Source organism: Bacillus sp. THAF10 (assembly GCF_009363695.1).
GTDB lineage: Bacteria > Bacillota > Bacilli > Bacillales > Bacillaceae_I > Sutcliffiella_A.
Genome location: NZ_CP045403.1, coordinates 3,589,746 through 3,608,944, shown reverse-complemented (window position 1 = coordinate 3,608,944; position 19,199 = coordinate 3,589,746). Strand labels below are relative to the sequence as shown.

Genomic DNA, 19,199 nt, shown 5'->3' with positions numbered 1-19,199 from the left:
GCTGCTTTTCTTGTTCATATCTCCCGGCCGTTAAAAAGAATAATAATTTGCCGGCAGCGTCTTCTTTCAAACAAGAATTGGTTGAACGCTTGAATGGAGTAGATTGTTAGAAAGTACAATATGGCAATACCGTTTAATTGTAGGCGAAATTGCAAGAGTGCTAGCGGTTCATACAAGCTGCTTACTAGGAATGTTCCCACCCATGTCGCAACCAACATAATAAAGCCAGTTACATACCACTTTACGTAGCTATCTAACTGATTTTGATGCATCTAGCTTCACCCCCAATTTGATGGTGTGAATGAAAACCGTCTGCTGACTACAAGAGTATGTGAGGGGGGCAGAAAAAAGAACAGATAATAAAATTTAATCAAACGTTCCATCAAATCGGCATTTTAAAGCGATGATATGGGGATTCGGGAAACTTCTGCTATTTTCGCAAGCTATATTGATATAACACACAAAAGCACCCCTAATTCACCTATAAAACACCCTAATCCCTACTCCACCATAAGAAAATTTAAACAAACGCTCGATCAATTCCAAAAACATTGTTACTCCTCTTGACCCAATTTTCATTCGAGAAATTTAAGCAATTTTTGCGGGGTATATTAATATAGCGATTGTACGAACGATTTTTGTGTCTCTACTTTTCCATTGTGCTAAAGATGAAAAATGGAAAAATATGATATAATTTATAGTTGAATAGATAAATAGTAAATGAAGAGGAAGAGTACTAGGAAAAAAACGATACATAGAACAATACGGCCATCGCCACAATCTTTATCTCCAGTGTGAACCCGGCCGAAGTTGCCTAGATTTTACTCCAAAAGGAGATTTGTCATGAATGTAAAAAATGCTCAGGAATACGATAACCCAACTCTGTATGATATAGAGAATGATTCATACCTTCCAGAACTGGCCCTGCTTGAGAAATGGGCTCGCATTCAAGGTGGTCCAATCGTTGATTTGGCTTGTGGAACAGGCAGGGTAACCATCCCTTTAGCCAAAAAAGGATTTACTGTTATCGGAGTAGATATTCACCCAAAAATGCTCTTGCAAGCTAAAGAGAAAGCCATTAGCCAAGAGTTGAACATAAATTGGGTAGAGCAGGACTGTACAAAACTACATCTGTCCCAAAAATGTAATTTCATATTTTCAGTGGGAAATTCGTTTCAACATTTCTTAACAAACGAAGAGCAAGATGGTTTCTTAGCGTCTGTCAGTAAGCATTTGAAACGAGGTGGGGTGTTTATTTTTGGCACCCGTTTTCCAAGCAAAGAAGAGCTGATGCAGCCGACTACAAAGGAGTTTTGGAAATCATACATAGATAGCGGAACTCAGCAAAAAGTCGATCTATTTACTATTAGTGACTATGACGCTCTCACCCAAATTCAACACTATATTACTATTAGGAATTTTCACAATCAGGTTGGCGAGTTAACCCATGAGCAACGCACCACCATCAGTCTTCGTTACACCTACCCTCAGGAGATGAAGAGATTGTTAGATCAGCATGGTTTTGAGATGGTCGCTCTGTATCAAGATTGGAATGAAACCCCCATAACATCAGAGAGTTATGAGATGATTTATGTGGTAAGGAAAAAATAACAAGGAACAAGCTTAGGGGAACGGTTTCTTCTAGCTACCTTAGCACTGTTGGTGGAAGCGGCAGAACCGTCCCCCTGCCTCCTTTACCCTCGCTCTTTTATTTGCTGAACCACACTAGAAATGAATTCACTGAGTGAAATACTTTGTGATTTTTTTTCGCCGTATTTTCGTACATTTACTTGACCAGCTGCAGCTTCGGCATCCCCAACCACCAATGCATAAGGAATTTTTTGCACCTGAGCTTCGCGGATTTTATAGCCCAGTTTTTCATTGGAAGCATTCACCTTCACGCGAACTCCTCGTTCTGCTAACGCTGCTTTCACCTGTAAGCAGTACTCCAAATGCAGCTCTGCTACTGGAATAATTTCCACCTGCACTGGCGCAAGCCATACCGGAAATGCTCCAGCAAAGTGCTCCACCAAAATCCCAAAGAACCGATCAATCGACCCAAACACCGCCCTATGAATCACCACCGGTCGCCTTTTCTCCCCTTGCTCATTAACATAGGCCAAATCAAACTTCTCCGGCATTTGAAAATCAAGCTGAATTGTTGCGCATTGGTGACTGCGCTTTAGGGCATCTTTTATATGAAAATCAATTTTTGGTCCATAAAATGCACCATCGCCCTCGTTAAGATGATAGGAAACTCCTAAGCTCTCTAGCACATTTCGTAGAGCAGACTCTGAATGCTCCCAAAGTTCATCCTCGCCAAGCGAATCTTCTGGTCGTGTCGATAGCTCTACCGAATAGTCAAATCCAAAAGTCCGATACACTCGGTCGATAAACCCCATCACCAGCTTAATCTCACTCTCCATCTGATCTTCTCTCACAAAAATGTGCGCATCGTCCTGGCAAAATGTCCGTACACGAAGCATTCCATTTAATGCTCCGCTGAATTCATGTCGATGGACCTGCCCAAACTCTGCCATCCTTATAGGCAAATCGCGATACGAATGCAGTTTATTTTTAAAAATAAGCATATGTCCCGGACAGTTCATGGGCTTTAATGCATACTTTTTTTCATCCACTTCTGTAAAATACATGTTCTCTTTGTAGTGCTCCCAATGCCCCGACTTCTCCCAGAGCTGCTGGTTTAACATAAAAGGAGTGCGCACTTCTTCATACGAGGCCTCGTTCTGCATGTCACGTGCAAACCTCTCTAACTCATTGCGGACTATCTGCCCCTTTGGCAAGTAAAACGGCATACCAGGTGCTTCCTCTGAAAACATAAAAAGCTCAAGCTGTTTGCCTAATTTGCGGTGATCCCGCTTTGCTGCTTCCTCCATAGCCTCCAAATATTCCTTCAGTTCAGCCTTAGTTGGAAAAGCAACCCCATAAACCCGCTGCAACACATCATTATTTTTATCTCCTCGCCAATAAGCCCCAGATACTCGAGTAAGCTTGAAAGCTTTTACCATCCCAGTGGAAGGGAGGTGCGGACCCCGACATAGGTCAATGAACTCCCCTTGTTGGTAAATGGAGATTTTTTGTCTAGGATCGAGTTCTTGGAGGATCTCCAATTTGTAGGGCTGATCCTTAAAGATACTCATTGCTTCCTCATAAGAAATCTCCCTGCGACTAATTTGAAAGTTCTCCCCAACAATTTTCATCATTTCTTTTTCTATCGCATGAAGGTCGTCAGGTGCCAAGCTTTGTTCTAATTTCATGTCATAGTAGAAGCCATTCTCCACTACAGGACCGATTGCAAGCTTCACTGTCTCGTCTCCAAAAATCCGCCTAACTGCTTGAGCAAGTACATGAGCCGCAGTATGCCTCATCATTTCTAGACCTTCCGGAGAATCTAAAGTAAAAATCGAAACCTCCACATCCATCACAAGCTTATGATGCAAATCCACCACCTCACCATTCACCTTTCCACCAACCGCCTTTTTCCCCAAACTACTTCCAAGGGCCGAAGCCACCTCCGCCAATGATACTCCCCTCACAAACTCCCGGTACTCTCCATTTGCCAATTTAACCTTTATCATCACTCATTTCTCCTTTTTGAGGGAATTGTTCCCCAGCACTTTGTCATATCAAATAAAAAAACACACTCATCCCAACAATAGGGACGAGTGTGTTAACTACCCGTGGTTCCACCCAAATTCCCATCAGCAAGGCATGTGCCTGCAAATGGCTCTGGCGCTGTAACGTAGCGTGGCCGGCATTGGATACTTTTTCATGTTCCCCAACGCAGCTCCAAGGTGGTAAAAAGCTTTCCAGTACTGGGAGAATTTCAGCTTACATCTCCCTCTCTGTATGTCCGAAAAAGCCTTCCATGTCCTTATCATCGCAAGGAGACGAGAAGATGGTTTTGAACCATCCGACTGCCTCGAAAATATAAAAAACACACCCATCCCAACAAAGGGACGAGTGTGTTGACTACCCGTGGTTCCACCCAACTTCCCACAAGCAAGGTCACTCCTGCTCATGGCTCTGGCGCTGTAACGTAGCGTGACCGGCATTGGATACTGTACGATTTCCCCAATGCAGCTCCAAGGTGGTAATAGACTTCTCTGTACTGGGAAGATTTCAGCGTGTTCCTCCCTCTCTGTGTTCCAGAAGAAAATCAATCAGGTCCTTGTCATAGCTTCTAAAAATTGTTATTTCTGATATTACAATATATTCCTCCTTCGCGCAACAGGTTTTTGTAAAATTTAAAATATTATCTTTATATAATAAAACTCAAACAAACGATTGATCAATTTCAAAAAGTTTTGTCCCTCTCTAGGACCGAAAATCAATCGGGGAATTGTAGCAATTTTTGCAATGTATATTGAAATAATATTGAAGAAAGTTGATAAAAAGCCCCAATCCAATGCTTTTTTTTCTTTCAGAATACCTATTTTTAAACAAACATTCGATCAAGAAGAAATTTAAAGTTGGTATGGTGGGGACGGATTCCATTCCCTATAAACCGACTATTTTTTCATGGTATTTTGAAATAACTTTTTTAATCTGTGAAGTAAAGGGGGTATGTACATTGAAAAAAGTGAGCAGTCGAGAAAAAGAGACGTCTAGAGGGTCTCTCTACCTCAAAAAAAGCGAGCAGCCGAGAAAAAGTGTCATCTAAAAGTGGTCACAACCTCCTTACCAGTGCTTCCAAAATTTTATCAAGTACCCTCTACCATTAACCTATACAATCTAGCAATGCCTTCATAGAATAATAGAGATAGAAGGAGGTGATGAGAGAATGAAAAAATGCTACTCCTATGTAACAACGACGACTAGTTCTCATTTCAATCATAAACCGGACAACCATAAGAAACACTGCAAAAAATGTGAAGAAAAGCTGCACATTAAATTTTGCTGGTGGAGTCTAAAATGGGAAAGGGATTGCAGCTGAGAAGAAATGCTGAATGTGGAAGCAGTAGAGTCATCCCCCTGCTTCCGAAATAAAAATGAAAAGGTGAAAATGATGAAATGCGAGTATAGGTTTACGCATTTTCCAAAAGTGGAAGTAAAGCAAAAGTGTAAGACAGATGTAAATATTCATGTTAAGTGTCATGGGGAAAATGGTAACAGTGGGGATGAGACAGCGGCATTTCGTGCAGTGAATAATGCGAATCAACCCATAGATATGGCCAATCAGTTCTATAAAGTATTGTTTCAAGAGGAGCAATTTGACATTGGAGACATTTATAATGCCAATAACTCCACATTCGTTCCTCGCCAGAGCGGTGTGTATTATGTTGCAGGTACGGTAACCTTTATTGCAGACGATCAGACCATTCCTTACCGTGTTCGTGTAGAAATTCGTGTGAACGGGACAACCGTAGCGGCAGATAATGATTTCTTTAACTTTATTGACCAAAGCTTTGTTTATGTAAATGCGATCAATGTCTCCACTGTTCTTAATCTTCAAGCTGGCGACCTCGTCGAAGTTTTCCTCACAAGTACCACTCCAGGCTTTGTGGACCAGGATAATCCAGGTTTCAGCACTCGTTTTGAAGCTTCAAAATTCTAACATTCCATGAAAAAAGGAACAGCTTGTGGTGCGGTTCCTTTTCTTGTTCATGGCTGTTTCCAAAGAAAATTATAGGAGAAAGTATTTGTAGGAAAGTGAGGCAACAATGATACAAGAGGTTTTTAGTAGACATGTTAGATTGTTTATGCACCAATTTTACCCATAGATTGCCTGCTGATCGCTTTTAAAATAAACATCTTATCCTGCGCCGTTAGCAGCCTCCAGCTTCTTACTTTTATTTTCATTTTCATCCGCCCCTTTGTAAAAATACTATCTAGTAGAAAAATACCTCCATTTTACAGGGGATAAACAACAAAAAAACCAACAATTTCCGCATGGGTGCTGGTGTAATTTGTCGAAATTAAAACCCAGACATCAATTGGCTACCCTCGGTAAACCAAACAATTCTGGGTTTTTTGTATTAACAAGTTATATTTTGAGTTTTTGCCTTGCATTGAAGAGCTTCAAGCTTGTGCATGTCGGACTTTTCCTCTAACTGCATTTTGAGTTTTTTGTCTAGACAGCCCTCTGCCATGGCAGCAAAGTAATTGGCTCTCCATTGATGCCAGAAAAATAGAAAGTGGTTTACCATTTTCATAGCATATCCTCCTTTATCATCATAAATCAACGGAGGTTGTTGGGGTAACTGGCTGACTGGCCTGCTTTTTCACTTGAGTAGGCGGTAGTCCCTGTAGTTTTGCGTCACTAGCTTTCACTAGCTTTGCCTTTTTCCATGATTTATGAAAAGAATAATATATAAAATACTCCTTTATTATAAGCTTACCAATAATAACCATCATGGGTCTTAAGGTCTATTACTAGGCACATTTCCTCGACAAAAAACTATTAAATTTGTTGAAAAAACTACTATTCTGCTATTTTATTCCATCATTTCGTGGTAAAATATATACTAGTTTCTACATAATCAAGGAGGTATTTCAATGAAACGTACAACAGAGATAGTTTTATCTGTCATTGCGGTAGTGTTAAGCGGCTTAACGGCATTGATGGGACTGTTCTTTAATAGCATGTTTGGGGACCCAGAAATGCGTGACATGATGGAACAGGAAATGAGTGCAGATCCAGCTCTAGAAGGTCAAGATATGACGGCCATCATGGATATGATTGAAATGGTCGGACCATCTCTTCTAATCGTTGGTATTCTATCACTAGTACTTGGAATTATCGGAATCATCGCTATTAAAGGCAACAAAAAGCCTATCCTAGCAGGCGTGATGCTTATCCTTGCAGCACTTATTATCGGTATTGGAACCATTGGTGTCGCATTTATTCCAGCTATCCTATTCTTAATCGCAGGTATCATGAGCTTAGTGCGTAAGCCTAAAACAGTAGAAATATAAAAAAAAGTGCGGGAGAGATTTCCTGCACTTTTTTATTCCGTTTTTTTGGTTAATCACCGCAACACTTTTTGAATTTTTTGCCGCTGCCACATGGACATGGATCATTTCTGCCAACTTTTTGCCTTGATTCGAAACTCACGACATTATTAACAGGAGTGCGAGCTGCTTTTTTATCGTTGCTAGAACTCAATTCATCCGGTGAATGCCCTTTTAAACTCCATTGCTTTGTGCTGTGATAAAAGGGGAGGAGGAAATCGTCTAACAAATTCCGAATATCACTTTCTTTTTCAAAAATAATCTCATTTGCTATCATGTGCAATCCACTATTAAAATCATCACCAAACCGGTAACTCCACGAAATTTCAGCTACTATATCTTCAGCATCACCTTTAGATAGCGAGCCATTTTTCTGCAAAAACGACACTAATTTCAAATATTGCGAGGTTCGATCCACATAGTCATCACTACTGCCCGCTCGAATAAGTTCTTTTTTTGAAAAAGGAAAGTAGGGAACATTTGCGCGGATTGCGTGTTCTTTCAATACTTCTGCCGGATCGGAAGCAGAAACTTCTGCAAAATAACCGTCTCTTATCTCGTACTCATCATAAAACATCTCACCCTCATGCACGACATCAAGGAAAGCTCGTAATTCAGAAAGATCTAATTCGTACCTTTCTATCATAAAGTCGAATAGGGTGCCTGACTCTAGTGCTCCATAGTAGAATAAGAGCCCTTTCACTATTTTAATCCACTCAGTATTTCGCTTGATTACCTTCCGAATCTCGTTATCACTCTCTAGCTCTTTTACCTTTTCTACGAACTCAATAGGTAAAACAAGCATTTTTTTCTCCTTCTCATAGATAGGAAAAATTATTCCGGAATCTTTAAGATAGAACGAGGCAGCGACATCTGTTACCTTCGTTGTCATCTTCCCATTGTTTTTAGCCAGTTTAACTAACAAGTCAAATCGTTTGTCGTCCCATTTCTTCACAAGGACTGGTAAGTTCTCAGGTACTTCTTTTGCTAGTAAGTTCACTAGCTCCGCTTTTTTCAGTTTACTAGCATTCCCAATATCCCACTTTCTACGGATGGAATGTAGCTTCTCCATTGTGAATGTGGAGAGTAAATACTTATAAGAGCTTGTACTCTTTACGTTTATATAAATTTCGTCCATTAATGTGTCCATCCTTCATCCCTCACATATTCAGAAGTTGTTCTTAGTATAACTAAATTTACTAGATTATAAAACTTGCTTACTTTTTTTAAGAAATTAGAAAAAATGTCACATAATATGAGACAAAAGCGCTATAATGATTATGTGTTAATTTTTAGCTTAAAAGGAGGTGTTTGGAAAATGTCACCATCAAGAATCTTGAAATGGGTAACAGGTGGTTTAGAGGCAATTTTAGGTGTACCTGTATTAGGTGCTGCCATCGTCTTAAGTTTATTATGGATTCCTCTTGCAATTATGTTAGTTTTACATATTATTACACTAGTGCTTACGAAAAAAGATGGCGGATCTACAACTGGAAGCATTCTAGGTATTGTTACTTCTTGTATCGCATGGATTCCATTTGTGGGAATGATTATGCACATTCTATCTGCTATTTTCCTTATGCTCGACGCTGCGAAAGCAGACAAAAAATCAGAATCTCTTACAAGCGAGACAGTTTAAGCTTGAGAGAAGCAGGCCTACTGACCAAATTGGGGTTAGTGGGTTTTTTTGTGTTTGAATGATGGGGGGAGGGGCGCTATTTAACTGATTGCGCAGGGGGGTGTGTGTCGTTTTTTGTCGAATGGCCTTTATCTGGGTTCAAATGGACAAAAAAATGAAAAAGTGGCTTAATTATTACCCAAAGTCGCTTAAATAATTAAAAAGTGGCTTAATTATTCGCAAAGTGGATTAAATATCAAACAACCGAACAGAAAACACACCCCAAAGTCTTGATGCCCCCCCTTAAATAGAAGCAGCAACTTCTAATTGCCTCTCCAACTAAGCCATTTTACCTAAAAATCACCCAAGATTGCGAAGTTTATTGATAATTTAGAAAGATAGTAGTATCTTTATGATAGGAATAAATGGTAGCGCTTGCACAACCTTCTAAACTCGGAGGGGATTGCTGTGTGGTTGCACAAAACTAGAATTCGCTATCTATTTGTGCAAACGGTTTCACAAAAAGATTCACCAACGCTACCAAAAAAATTGAAAGGGGAACGACCATGAGGAGAAGCTTTCAAAGGGGTATGGCGGCATTTCTATCTCTACTTCTAATTGTTTCAATGTTTGCTGGATTCACAGCAAGTGCTAGTGCAGTCAATGGAGACAAGCAAGGACAGACACAGGTGCAGCAAACGGATGAATCTACACAAGAAAACATCAGTAACGCACAAATGCAAAATGAACCAAAAGAAGCTGGGGAAATACCAGAAAACACGTTGCGGATTCATTATCAACGAACCGACAACAGCTACGAAAACTTAGGTCTCTGGCTGTGGGGGGACGTGGCGGCACCTTCTGAAAACTGGCCATCAGGGGGCACCTCGTTTAAACCGGACCAAATGACAGACTATGGCACGTACCTGGATATTGAGCTGAAGGATGGCGCACAAAATGTTGGTTTCCTTGTTCTTAACACAACAAACGGCGACAAGGATGGCGGCGACAAAGCACTAGAAATTTTTACGCCTGAGCTCAATGAGGTTTGGATAAAAGAAGGCTCTGATGAGGTTTCCATTATTGAACCGGCGGAGATCCCAGCAGACACCGTTCGAATCCACTATGAGAGAACGAACGCGGACTATGATGGCTGGGGATTATGGAATTGGGAGGATGTTGAAAGTCCTTCCGATGGTTGGCCAAATGGAGCCGCAGATGCAGCAGGAGTTGGCAAATATGGTGCTTACTACGATATTAAGCTGAAACAAGATGCGAACAAAATAGGTTTTCTGTTTGTGAACAAACAATCAGGAGCGCAAACTGGGGATATGACATTTGATATGCTAACACAATACGATCAACTTTTTGTAAAAGAAGGGGAAAACAAGGTTTACACGAACCCTTACGGAACGGTACCAATCGCACTTTTAGCAGGTGAGGTTTTGTCAGATAAGCTTTTGGCCCTGACTTTTACCAAAACAGAAGGCTTAAATGCCGCAGAATTAAAAGAACAATTGGCTATAACCGATAAGGAAGGCCAAGCAGTGGAAGTTGCCGATATTACCATTGAGGACACGCAAACCGTCCATGTGCATGGTAGCTTTGACTTAGAAAAAGTGCCATTTGAGGCGACTTATGGCGACCGAACCATTCCCTTAAAAACAGGCTGGAAGCTTATAGACGAAATGTACGGCTATGATGGGAAGCTTGGTGCTGAACTTCATAAGAACGGAAAGGCTACATTAAGAGTTTGGTCTCCAAAAGCCGACCATGTTTCGGCTGTCATTTACGATAAGAAGGACCAGAATAAAGTAGTGGCTACGGTGCCAATGACATTAGGAGACAGCGGAGTCTGGACAGTCAAGCTTGATAAAAAGAATACCGGAGTGAAAAAGCTGAAGGGCTACTATTATCACTATGAGATTACGCATGGTGAGGAAACGAAGCTGGCACTAGATCCTTACGCCCAATCGATGGCTGCTTGGAATAGTGATGCGGGTGTTCCCGTTGGAAAAGCCGCGATTGTGGATGTAAGCTCGATCGGTCCTAAGCTTGATTATGCCAAAATTCCAGGCTTTGAAAAAAGCGAGGATACCATCATTTATGAGGTGCATGTGCGCGATTTTACCTCTGACCCGAATATCGCAGAGGATGTAAAGGCACGCTTTGGTACCTTTGCTTCGTTTGTGGAAAAACTGGATTATATTCAAGATCTAGGAGTTACGCATATCCAATTGCTACCGGTAATGAGCTATTACTATAGTAATGAAATGGCAGCTGGTGAACGAATGCTGGACTATGCTTCAACTGGTACGAACTATAACTGGGGCTATGATCCACACAGCTACTTCTCGCTTTCTGGGATGTACTCGGAGAATCCTGAGGATCCGGAGCGAAGAATTAAAGAATTCAAGAATTTGATAAAAGAAATCCATAAACGCGATATGGGTGTGGTTCTCGATGTGGTCTACAACCATACAGCTCAGGTTTCCATTTTTGAAGACCTTGTACCAAATTACTATCATTTTATGGACGCCGATGGCACACCTCGAACAAGCTTTGGTGGCGGCCGTCTTGGTACGACCCATAAGATGTCTCGACGGGTGCTAGTTGACTCCATCAAGCATTGGGTGGACGAATATAAGGTCGATGGTTTCCGTTTTGACATGATGGGCGATCATGACGCAGAAAGCATCCAAATTGCCTATGACGAAGCAAAAAAATTAAATCCAAACATCGTCATGATTGGCGAAGGCTGGGTAACCTTTGCTGGAGATGAAGGAGAGCCAGTCCAAGCAGCCGACCAGCAGTGGATGCAGTACACCGAATCTGTTGGAAGCTTTTCTGACGAATTCCGAAATGAGCTGAAATCAGGATTTGGCAGCGAAGGGCAGCCGCGTTTCCTCACAGGTGGTGCGCGCAATGTCCAGCAGATTTTTGACAATATTAAGGCGCAGCCGCACAATTTTTCAGCGGATGACCCAGGCGATGTGGTCCAATATATTGCAGCACATGACAACCTAACCCTTTATGATGTTATTGCTCAATCGATTAAAAAAGATCCTGAAATTCCTGAGAACAATCTTGAAATTCATAAACGCATCCGACTTGGAAATGCCATGGTGTTAACCTCTCAAGGGAAGGCATTCCTTCATGCAGGTCAAGAATTCGGACGTACCAAGCAGTGGAGAACAGAAGCATCAACTGCACCATACAAGTCCACCTATATGACAGATGCGAGCGGTGAGCCTTTTGTGTACCCTTATTTCATTCACGATTCTTATGATTCTTCGGATATCATTAATCGTCTGGATTGGGAAAAGGCAACGGATGCGGAAAAGTATCCTGTAAACCATGTGACAGGGGAGTATACAAAGGGTCTGATTAAGCTGCGTCGTTCCTCCGATGCCTTCCGCCTTGGAACGCGTGAGTTAATTGAAGAAAACGTCACATTACTTAATGCTCCTGAAATGCTGGAGCAAGATCTAGTTGTCGCATACCGCAGTGTTTCTACAAGCGGCGTGGAATACTACACGTTTGTGAACGCAGACACGAAAGCTCGAACATTAACACTAAGCACCGATCTGACGGATGGTGTGGTTGTGGTCGATGGAGATGAAGCTGGTGTAGATGTTGTTTCGGAGCCAAGTGGATTTGAACTCACTTCTTCTGATATCACTCTTGAGCCACTGACTACTGTTGTGGTACGGGTTGGTGAGGAGCCAGGAGCTTGTAAGGGCAAAGATGATGACGATGATGAAGACGAAGACGATGACGAAGACGATGATGATGCCAATGAAGATAAGAACAATTGTAAGGGCAAGGGCAAGCACAAGGATAAGGACTAAGACTTATAATCCCACGTGGTAAAAGGGGAGAGATTCCAGGGTAAGGAAGTCTATAGAAATTATGTTAACCGTACAGGAGGGGGAATTCCTGTGCGGTTTTTTTGTGTATGGGGGTGCTGGCATGAGGGGAATGGATGGCGATTTTTGCAGAATTGTGTCGAATGGCCTTTATATGGTGAAAAGGCGCAAAAAAAAGTCCTAAAGCCGCAAAAAAAACGAAAACTCCGCAAAAAAAACCACCGAACCCGCAAAAAAACCCACCGAACCCGCAAAAAAAAACCAAAACTCCGCAAAAACCCCCCCTCCAAGCTCCCCCCACCACCGAAATGGCACCCCAATCCCCAAGGATTTTCTCAAAAAAACCATAAAACCGCCCAGCAAATTAGCTGGGCGGCCCTTAATTACATCAATATGCTATATATTAAATCCATTTGGGTTATTTTTTTGCCATTTCCAAGAGTCCTCGCACATTTCTGCCAAGCCTTTTTCTGCTTTCCAGCCAAGCACTTCGCTTGCCTTCGTCGGATCAGCGTAGCACTCTCCGATGTCGCCAGGTCTTCTATCAACTATATCATAAGGTACGTCTTTTCCTGACGCTTCCTCAAAAGCTTTGACCATCTCAAGTACACTGTAGCCTTTGCCTGTCCCAAGATTAAAAGCGTCCACACCTTGTGTGCTCATCACTTTTTCCAATGCCTTCAAATGTCCCTTTGCCAAATCGACGACATGGATGTAATCGCGAACTCCTGTGCCATCGACCGTATCATAATCGTTGCCAAACACCTGAAGCTTCTCCAGCTTGCCGATTGCAACTTGGGTAATAAATGGCATGAGGTTGTTTGGAATGCCATTTGGATCCTCGCCAATTCGGCCGCTTTCATGTGCACCAATAGGGTTGAAATAACGTAGGAGGGATACACTCCACTCAGAATCCGCGACTTGAAGGTCACGTAAAATTTGCTCGATCATTAGTTTTGTTTGCCCATAAGGATTCGTTGCACTTAATGGGAAATCCTCAGAAATGGGTACACTTTCTGGTAACCCATAAACGGTGGCAGATGAACTGAAAACCATCTTCTTTACGCCATGCTTTTGCATTACTTCGCACAGGTAAAGTGTACCGGTAATGTTGTTATGGTAGTAGAACAATGGCTTTTCTACCGATTCTCCAACAGCTTTTAACCCAGCGAAATGAATCACAGCATCAATGGAATGCTCATTAAACACGTTATCAAGGGCTTCTTTATCTAATAAATCTACCGAATAGTAGGGAAAGTCTTTTCCTGAAATTTCTTTTATTCGTTCTAGCGCTACCAGATTGCTGTTAGCAAGATTATCTACAATGACAATTTCATATCCAGCATTTAAAAGTTCAACGCAAGTGTGGCTCCCAATATACCCAGCGCCACCTGTGACTAAAATAGACATTCCGTTTTCCCCCAATAACATACTAATTTTCTCCAATCGTATCACAATTTTTCGCTAGAATCACTTAATATATGACGGAGTGCAAAGAACAGCGAGAAATGTATTGATATTGTAAATTCAAAATTTCATTAAGATTACTTTCCTATTACAAACAATCTATCCCACTATTATTCGACAATATACATGTTAAACTGGAGATTGTTTTTAAGTAACGCTGTTTTCGCACACTTTTTACAGGGTATAACTAAGTCACGAAGCAACGTTACTGTCGTGCTCTTTTTGTGGAGGAATATCGAATCTCCTGACGATAAAATTGAAAAAGTCTTATAGCCGACTCTTACCTGGTTATTGGCAACATTTTTTGAGAAAAGAGCCATAAGTATAGGAGGGTGAATATGAAAAAACAGATTAGCGAAGTCTATTGGATTCGTGGACTAGCTTGTCTCAGCGTCGTTTTCATTCATGCTCTAACTAGAACTATGTCTAACTATGAACTACCAGCATCAACGGTTGAAATATTGAAGATTGTTCAGATATCTCTCATGTTTGCAACACCAATGTTTATCCTGATTTTTGAGGTTATTCTTGGAAATGCTTATTGGGACCGGATCCCGAATAAATTTTTTAGAAAAAGATTTTCGTTTTTATTTTTACCTTATCTTACTATTCCTTTTATCTATGCCATTTTTGATATTGTAACAACAGATACAAATGCAAAAGTGGTGGTGGATGAGACGTTAACGAATATTCAATATGCGTATTGGCATGGATATTTTATTCTTATTATTTTACAATTCGTTTTGATTCATGCTGTATTTGTTAAGTTTCTTAAAAATGTCCCCGCATGGATTATGCTGGTCATTACCTTTATTATTAATGCAAAATATTTGCATACCGCAAATTTTCATTTTGAAATGATGCCACCGATTATGCATGATTGGTATTCTTTAGTTCGTGTACCATTTCTCGGTTGGATTTTTTATTTCACTGTTGCCTATTACGTAGGAAAGTATTTAAAACAAGTAAAGGACAGCAGGAAGTGGGGGTTCCCGTTAGCGCTTATTGCAGCAGCGGGTAGCTTGTATTTTGTGTTGAACAATTATACAGATGGTACCTTAACGGATATTTCGTCCGTTCGATATGATATTATGTTCTACACGGTTTCCTTATTTTTTGTATTATACTATCTGTTTTCATTTGCAAAAAAAGTACCAAAAATCGTGATGTTCATTAGTAAGTACTCGTTTCCCATCTACTTGCTGCATTATATCGGTTTTGATTTAATCATTCCGTTGCTACCAAAAATGAACATGGGATTGTATATCATTCTCTTGTTTGTTGGTGGAGTGTTGATTCCTACAGGTATCGCGAAAGTATTTAACCTTCTGCCATTTGGGAAATACATCGTTGGTCAGCTTCGAAATGTACCAAAAAACGTCGGTCAGAAGGATAAAAAAGAATATAGGACGGCATAAAAAGGAACAGGTTGTAACCACCTGTTCCTCAGGCTGTCGAGAAAGTCTCGACAGCCATTTTTATATTCAATAACTTCAACAAATTACCGCGTTAATATGTTATAATATAGTTAATACATATAGGCGGTGATTCTATTGTTTAATACAAGAAATACAACGCAAAATGAAGTTGAGTTTGTCTCAATTGAAGACCTCGTTCCCCAAGATCATCTACTCAGGAAAATTGATAAGTACATTGATTTTTCCTTCATCCTAGAACGCGTTCGCCCCTACTACTCTGAAGATAATGGACGTCCCTCTTTAGACCCTCTCGTACTTTTCAAAATGATGTTTATTGGCTACTTTTATGGAATTCGCTCCGAAAGACAACTTGAAAAAGAAATTCAAATGAACATCGCGTACCGTTGGTTTTTAGGATTACGTTTAACCGACCCTGTTCCTCACCACTCCACAATTAGTTGGAATCGACGCAAACGTTTTAACAAGACGAATATTTTCCAAGAGATATTCGATGAAATCGTCCTTCAAGCCATGAACCACAAAATGGTTGGTGGACGCGTATTGTTTACGGATTCTACCCATTTAAAAGCAAACGCCAATAAGCATAAGTTCACAAGAAAAACCGTTGAAGTAGAGACACGAGAATACATAGAAGAATTAAATCAAGCTATCAGCGAGGATCGAGAAAAGAACGGAAAAAAGCTCTAAAAGAACGGGAGGAGGTGAAAGAGACCAAAGAAATCCGCAAAAGTTTAACGGATCCGGATTGTGGCTTTATGTCACGAGATCAAAAGCAAGAAATGTTCTGTTACCTTGACCATCGTACGACGGATATGAAATTTAACATCATTACTGATGCCTTTGTGACTCCTGGAAACGTTCATGACTCTGTTCCTTATCTCTCACGTATAGACCGCCAAATGGAACGCTTTGAATTTAAAGTGGAAGCTGTGGCACTTGACTCTGGTTATCTTACCAATCCCATTTGTAAGGGATTATCGGATAGGAACATCTTTGGAGTAATCGCACATAGAAGGTTTCACCCTATCAAAGGTCTCTTTCCAAAATGGAAATTCACCTATCAACCAGAGAACAATCAATACATTTGCCCAAACGGAGATGTCTTAACCTATCGAACCACCACGCGCGAAGGCTATCGAGAGTATAAATCGGATCCTTCGAAATGTAAGGTTTGTCCTTTACTTGATCAGTGTACACAATCCAAAAATCATCAAAAAGTGGTCACCCGTCACGTATGGGAAGATCATAAAGAACAGGTTCGATTAAACAGGCTTTCTAAGTCTGGAAAAATGCTTTATAAATACAGGAAAGAAAAAGTGGAGCGAAGCTTTGCAGATTCAAAAGAACTGCATGGGCTTCGCTACTGTAGGTTGAGGGGAGAAGGCAATGTGAGTGAACAAGTGTTACTCACAGCAGCCTGCCAAAACATGAAGAAGATTGCCACACACCTAGCCCGGCTAGGCTAGGTGTGTGGGAACCTTTTTCTCTCAAGTGTGATGCAAGATAATATCACATGGTCCACCAAAATAAAAAAGCTTGTAGAGAAAAACATAGGGTTTCTCTACAAGCTGAGGAACAGGTTGTAACCACCTGTTCCTTTTTGTTGCTTCTTCCTGTAAATTTCTCGGGAAATGGTAGAGAATTTTGTTTTTTGCGTCGAATGCTGACAGCGTAATTCTAATCATCTGCAGAGGTTCCTAAATTTCTATCGTGACAGGCATGTTGGAATGCTATACTATATATCTAGTTAAATTTTAACAGTTTCAAGGAGAGATTGGATGAGTAAAAGAAATTTTTGGTGGATGTGTGTTTCTTGGGCATCCGTTCTTGTTTGGATGGGAACCATTTTCTTCTTATCTGCTCAGCATGGGGATCAATCTGCTGATTTAAGTGGAGGAATAACGGAAGCGATTAATGAAATTCTTCAAAATGTGGCCCCTGATGCAAGCTTAAATATAGAATCGATTAGTTTTTTTGTAAGGAAAAATGCCCATTTTCTTGCGTATCTAGTGCTTGGACTATTAACTTTTTTTGCATTTCGTAAAAGTGGTGTGGGGCATAAAAAGGGAGCAATACTAGCGTTTATAGTATCTATTCTGTACGCCGTTTCTGACGAGGTCCACCAGCTGTTTGTGCCTGGGAGAAGTGGGCAGGTAAGCGATGTGGTGCTGGATAGCGTTGGGGCACTAACTGGAATCGGCATTTATTTTATGGTGGTTGCGCTTTGGAAAAAGAAGAAGGGCGAGGTTGACGAACAGTAGTCCGTCTCTCCTCTAACCCTCACAAGTCTTTTCCTTTTTCAGTACAATTTTCCCTGTCTAAATAAAACCGTTGATAGCTTCATCACTGAATGGATGTAACAGTTTTGTCTTAATGGAAACGGGTCTCCAAAGAAAACAGGTAAGATAGTTTCAAAGGTGTGTGTCATTTTCTCGATCAGAAGCTTATACACCTGTTCTTCTGTGTAGAATTGCGTTTCACGGCCTTGAATCCATTCAAAATAGGAGACAATTACTCCGCCTGCGTTAGCAAGAATATCAGGAATGATGATAACCCCTTTCTCGCTAAGGTAGTTATCCGCTTCACTTGTAATAGGAGCATTGGCACCTTCCACGATGATGCTTGCTTTTATTTTTTCCTTGTTATCATTGTGAATTTGGTCTTCAAGGGCAGCTAAGATTAGAACATCTACCTCGAGCTGGAGAACCTCGTCGCGATTTCGAATCTCCGCTTTAATCTCTGCATCTAGCAGTTGCTGTTCTGATGTTGGCAGGTCACCCCCGCTAACAGAAACAAATTTCACAAGCGCAGGAATATCCAGGCCATCTCCATTATAGAGGGTGACATTCCGATCGCTGACAGCGACTACTTTGTTTTGGAGGTGTTGGCACTGGTAGGCTTCTAAAGCAGCTACTGATCCGACATTTCCAAAGCCCTGCACGGCAAGCTTTAATGGCTTCTCCTCAAATTCAAGCGCCGTTTTTGCAAAAATATTGCTAGTGCCGTTTAGGAATTTTCTTTGCTGTTTGACAAAGTCATGGAGCAAATAGCGGAAGCTAAAGTAGACCCCTTTTCCCGTTGCCTCTCGCCTGCCTAAGGAGCCTCCATTCACCACGCTTTTTCCAGTAAAGCTTCCCTTGTAGACCTGTCCCGGGCGAATGCTTTTGTATTCTGCCATCATCCAGTCCATTTCGCGTTCGCCAGAGCCTACATCAGGAGCAGGTATATCCTTATCCGGTCCAAGAATATCGCTAAAGTATTGGACGTATTTTTTGCAAATCAAGTGGAGTTCTTTTTCTGAGTAGGAGCGAGAGTCGATGACAATGCCACCTTTTCCACCGCCGAATGGGACATCATGTAGTGCATTTTTTAACGTCATTAGGGAAGCAAGGTTGATTACTTCCTCTTCGTTAACTGATTCATGAAAGCGAATTCCACCCTTGTATGGGCCTAGCGCGTTATTGTGCTGAGCACGAAAAGCAGGAATCCTGACAACGCTTCCATTTTCAAGGGCAATTCGCAGGAATGATTTATGTAAGTGGTTTGGTGTGGAAAGAATGGCGCCAAGTGACGTAAATGCTTGTTTTCTGGCAGCATCCTTTAGAGAAGGAAGAAAGGTGGTATCCTCCATCAATGCATCGAGTGATTCCTGAACAATGAATCTTGTTTGATTAGACATGTTTTTACCTCCTAAATTCTTAGTGAAAAAGAACCTTCTTCTATGAGCACCAGTATAACATTAGAAAAAATAAAAACCACCTCATAAGTCTTTAGCTTGTGGTGGTTTAAATAACGCTGTTGATTTCCGCAAATGAATCGCGTCCTGCATGG

The 19,199-nt window shown here is 41.1% G+C and carries 14 protein-coding genes and 1 riboswitch; of the genes, 8 read left to right on the top strand and 6 right to left on the bottom strand.

Annotation, left to right across the window (positions count from 1 at the left end; genetic code table 11):
• Positions 1 to 14: 14 nt before the first annotated feature.
• Positions 15 to 272 carry a hypothetical protein gene (locus tag FIU87_RS18510; RefSeq protein ID WP_152445941.1) on the bottom strand — a complete coding sequence of 86 codons (258 nt, stop codon included), beginning with the start codon at positions 270 to 272 and terminating at the stop codon, positions 15 to 17.
• Positions 273 to 843: 571 nt separating this feature from the next.
• On the opposite strand from FIU87_RS18510, the gene FIU87_RS18505 reads away from it, so the two are divergent.
• On the top strand, positions 844 to 1,611 hold the full coding sequence (locus FIU87_RS18505) for a class I SAM-dependent methyltransferase (protein ID WP_152445940.1): 768 nt from the start codon (positions 844 to 846) through the stop codon (positions 1,609 to 1,611).
• An 83-nt stretch (positions 1,612 to 1,694) separates the two neighbouring features.
• Here FIU87_RS18505 and thrS read toward each other — a convergent pair whose 3' ends face one another.
• The gene (gene thrS, locus FIU87_RS18500) at positions 1,695 to 3,599 is read right to left on the bottom strand and encodes a threonine--tRNA ligase (protein WP_152445939.1); all 1,905 of its coding nucleotides are present in this window, start codon (positions 3,597 to 3,599) and stop codon (positions 1,695 to 1,697) included.
• Between the two features lie 1,364 nt (positions 3,600 to 4,963).
• Here thrS and FIU87_RS18495 point away from each other — a divergent pair.
• Complete coding sequence (locus tag FIU87_RS18495) at positions 4,964 to 5,578, top strand: hypothetical protein (protein WP_253905462.1); 615 nt, start codon at positions 4,964 to 4,966, stop codon at positions 5,576 to 5,578.
• Between the two features lie 421 nt (positions 5,579 to 5,999).
• On the opposite strand, the gene FIU87_RS21130 is transcribed toward FIU87_RS18495, so the two are convergent.
• Entirely contained in the window at positions 6,000 to 6,176 is a 177-nt protein-coding gene (locus FIU87_RS21130; protein WP_172971111.1) for a hypothetical protein, read from the bottom strand.
• A gap of 40 nt (positions 6,177 to 6,216) precedes the next feature.
• Positions 6,217 to 6,314, bottom strand: a riboswitch (cyclic di-GMP riboswitch).
• 205 nt (positions 6,315 to 6,519) lie between these two features.
• Between FIU87_RS21130 and FIU87_RS18490 the strand changes: the two genes are divergently transcribed.
• Entirely contained in the window at positions 6,520 to 6,939 is a 420-nt protein-coding gene (locus FIU87_RS18490) for a DUF4064 domain-containing protein (protein WP_152445938.1), read from the top strand.
• Positions 6,940 to 6,988: 49 nt separating this feature from the next.
• Here the strand turns inward: FIU87_RS18490 and FIU87_RS18485 are convergent, their stop codons facing one another.
• Positions 6,989 to 8,047 carry a YecA family protein gene (locus tag FIU87_RS18485; RefSeq protein ID WP_216647507.1) on the bottom strand — a complete coding sequence of 353 codons (1,059 nt, stop codon included), beginning with the start codon at positions 8,045 to 8,047 and terminating at the stop codon, positions 6,989 to 6,991.
• A gap of 246 nt (positions 8,048 to 8,293) precedes the next feature.
• Between FIU87_RS18485 and FIU87_RS18480 the strand changes: the two genes are divergently transcribed.
• Positions 8,294 to 8,614 carry a hypothetical protein gene (locus FIU87_RS18480; RefSeq protein ID WP_152445936.1) on the top strand — a complete coding sequence of 107 codons (321 nt, stop codon included), beginning with the start codon at positions 8,294 to 8,296 and terminating at the stop codon, positions 8,612 to 8,614.
• Positions 8,615 to 9,159: 545 nt separating this feature from the next.
• Positions 9,160 to 12,444 carry a pullulanase gene (locus FIU87_RS18475; RefSeq protein WP_253905461.1) on the top strand — a complete coding sequence of 1,095 codons (3,285 nt, stop codon included), beginning with the start codon at positions 9,160 to 9,162 and terminating at the stop codon, positions 12,442 to 12,444.
• Between the two features lie 414 nt (positions 12,445 to 12,858).
• On the opposite strand, the gene galE is transcribed toward FIU87_RS18475, so the two are convergent.
• Positions 12,859 to 13,872, bottom strand: coding sequence for a UDP-glucose 4-epimerase GalE (galE, locus tag FIU87_RS18470; RefSeq protein ID WP_152445935.1), 1,014 nt, complete (start codon positions 13,870 to 13,872; stop codon positions 12,859 to 12,861).
• A gap of 395 nt (positions 13,873 to 14,267) precedes the next feature.
• Here galE and FIU87_RS18465 point away from each other — a divergent pair, with 395 nt between their 5' ends.
• The 3 genes from FIU87_RS18465 (at position 14,268) to FIU87_RS18455 (ending at position 17,629) form a co-directional block, all read left to right on the top strand.
• A complete protein-coding gene (locus tag FIU87_RS18465; protein ID WP_152445934.1) occupies positions 14,268 to 15,347 on the top strand; it encodes an acyltransferase family protein in 1,080 nt (359 codons plus the stop codon).
• 129 nt (positions 15,348 to 15,476) lie between these two features.
• Positions 15,477 to 16,834, top strand: a protein-coding gene (locus tag FIU87_RS18460) for an IS1182 family transposase (protein ID WP_152446459.1) whose coding sequence is annotated in 2 segments (ribosomal slippage) — positions 15,477 to 16,050 and positions 16,050 to 16,834 — 1,359 coding nt in all. Because the reading frame shifts where the segments join, the coding sequence is not laid out codon by codon here.
• Positions 16,835 to 17,146: 312 nt separating this feature from the next.
• Positions 17,147 to 17,629: a VanZ family protein gene (locus FIU87_RS18455; RefSeq protein WP_152445933.1), complete on the top strand. Its 483-nt coding sequence runs from the start codon at positions 17,147 to 17,149 to the stop codon at positions 17,627 to 17,629.
• Positions 17,630 to 17,667: 38 nt separating this feature from the next.
• On the opposite strand, the gene FIU87_RS18450 is transcribed toward FIU87_RS18455, so the two are convergent.
• On the bottom strand, positions 17,668 to 19,047 hold the full coding sequence (locus tag FIU87_RS18450) for a Glu/Leu/Phe/Val family dehydrogenase (protein WP_152445932.1): 1,380 nt from the start codon (positions 19,045 to 19,047) through the stop codon (positions 17,668 to 17,670).
• Positions 19,048 to 19,199: the final 152 nt, after the last annotated feature.

What these genes read in the sequence shown, in the direction of transcription:
- FIU87_RS21130 (WP_172971111.1), bottom strand. Translation starts at nt 6,176, where the DNA reads ATGAAAATGGTAAACCACTTTCTATTTTTCTGGCATCAATGGAGAGCC.
- galE (WP_152445935.1), bottom strand. Translation starts at nt 13,872, where the DNA reads ATGTCTATTTTAGTCACAGGTGGCGCTGGGTATATTGGGAGCCACACT.
- FIU87_RS18490 (WP_152445938.1), top strand. Translation starts at nt 6,520, where the DNA reads ATGAAACGTACAACAGAGATAGTTTTATCTGTCATTGCGGTAGTGTTA.
- thrS (WP_152445939.1), bottom strand. Translation starts at nt 3,599, where the DNA reads ATGATAAAGGTTAAATTGGCAAATGGAGAGTACCGGGAGTTTGTGAGG.
- FIU87_RS18455 (WP_152445933.1), top strand. Translation starts at nt 17,147, where the DNA reads ATGAGTAAAAGAAATTTTTGGTGGATGTGTGTTTCTTGGGCATCCGTT.
- FIU87_RS18465 (WP_152445934.1), top strand. Translation starts at nt 14,268, where the DNA reads ATGAAAAAACAGATTAGCGAAGTCTATTGGATTCGTGGACTAGCTTGT.
- FIU87_RS18510 (WP_152445941.1), bottom strand. Translation starts at nt 272, where the DNA reads ATGCATCAAAATCAGTTAGATAGCTACGTAAAGTGGTATGTAACTGGC.
- FIU87_RS18475 (WP_253905461.1), top strand. Translation starts at nt 9,160, where the DNA reads ATGAGGAGAAGCTTTCAAAGGGGTATGGCGGCATTTCTATCTCTACTT.
- FIU87_RS18480 (WP_152445936.1), top strand. Translation starts at nt 8,294, where the DNA reads ATGTCACCATCAAGAATCTTGAAATGGGTAACAGGTGGTTTAGAGGCA.
- FIU87_RS18450 (WP_152445932.1), bottom strand. Translation starts at nt 19,047, where the DNA reads ATGTCTAATCAAACAAGATTCATTGTTCAGGAATCACTCGATGCATTG.
- FIU87_RS18485 (WP_216647507.1), bottom strand. Translation starts at nt 8,047, where the DNA reads ATGGAGAAGCTACATTCCATCCGTAGAAAGTGGGATATTGGGAATGCT.
- FIU87_RS18495 (WP_253905462.1), top strand. Translation starts at nt 4,964, where the DNA reads ATGCTGAATGTGGAAGCAGTAGAGTCATCCCCCTGCTTCCGAAATAAA.
- FIU87_RS18505 (WP_152445940.1), top strand. Translation starts at nt 844, where the DNA reads ATGAATGTAAAAAATGCTCAGGAATACGATAACCCAACTCTGTATGAT.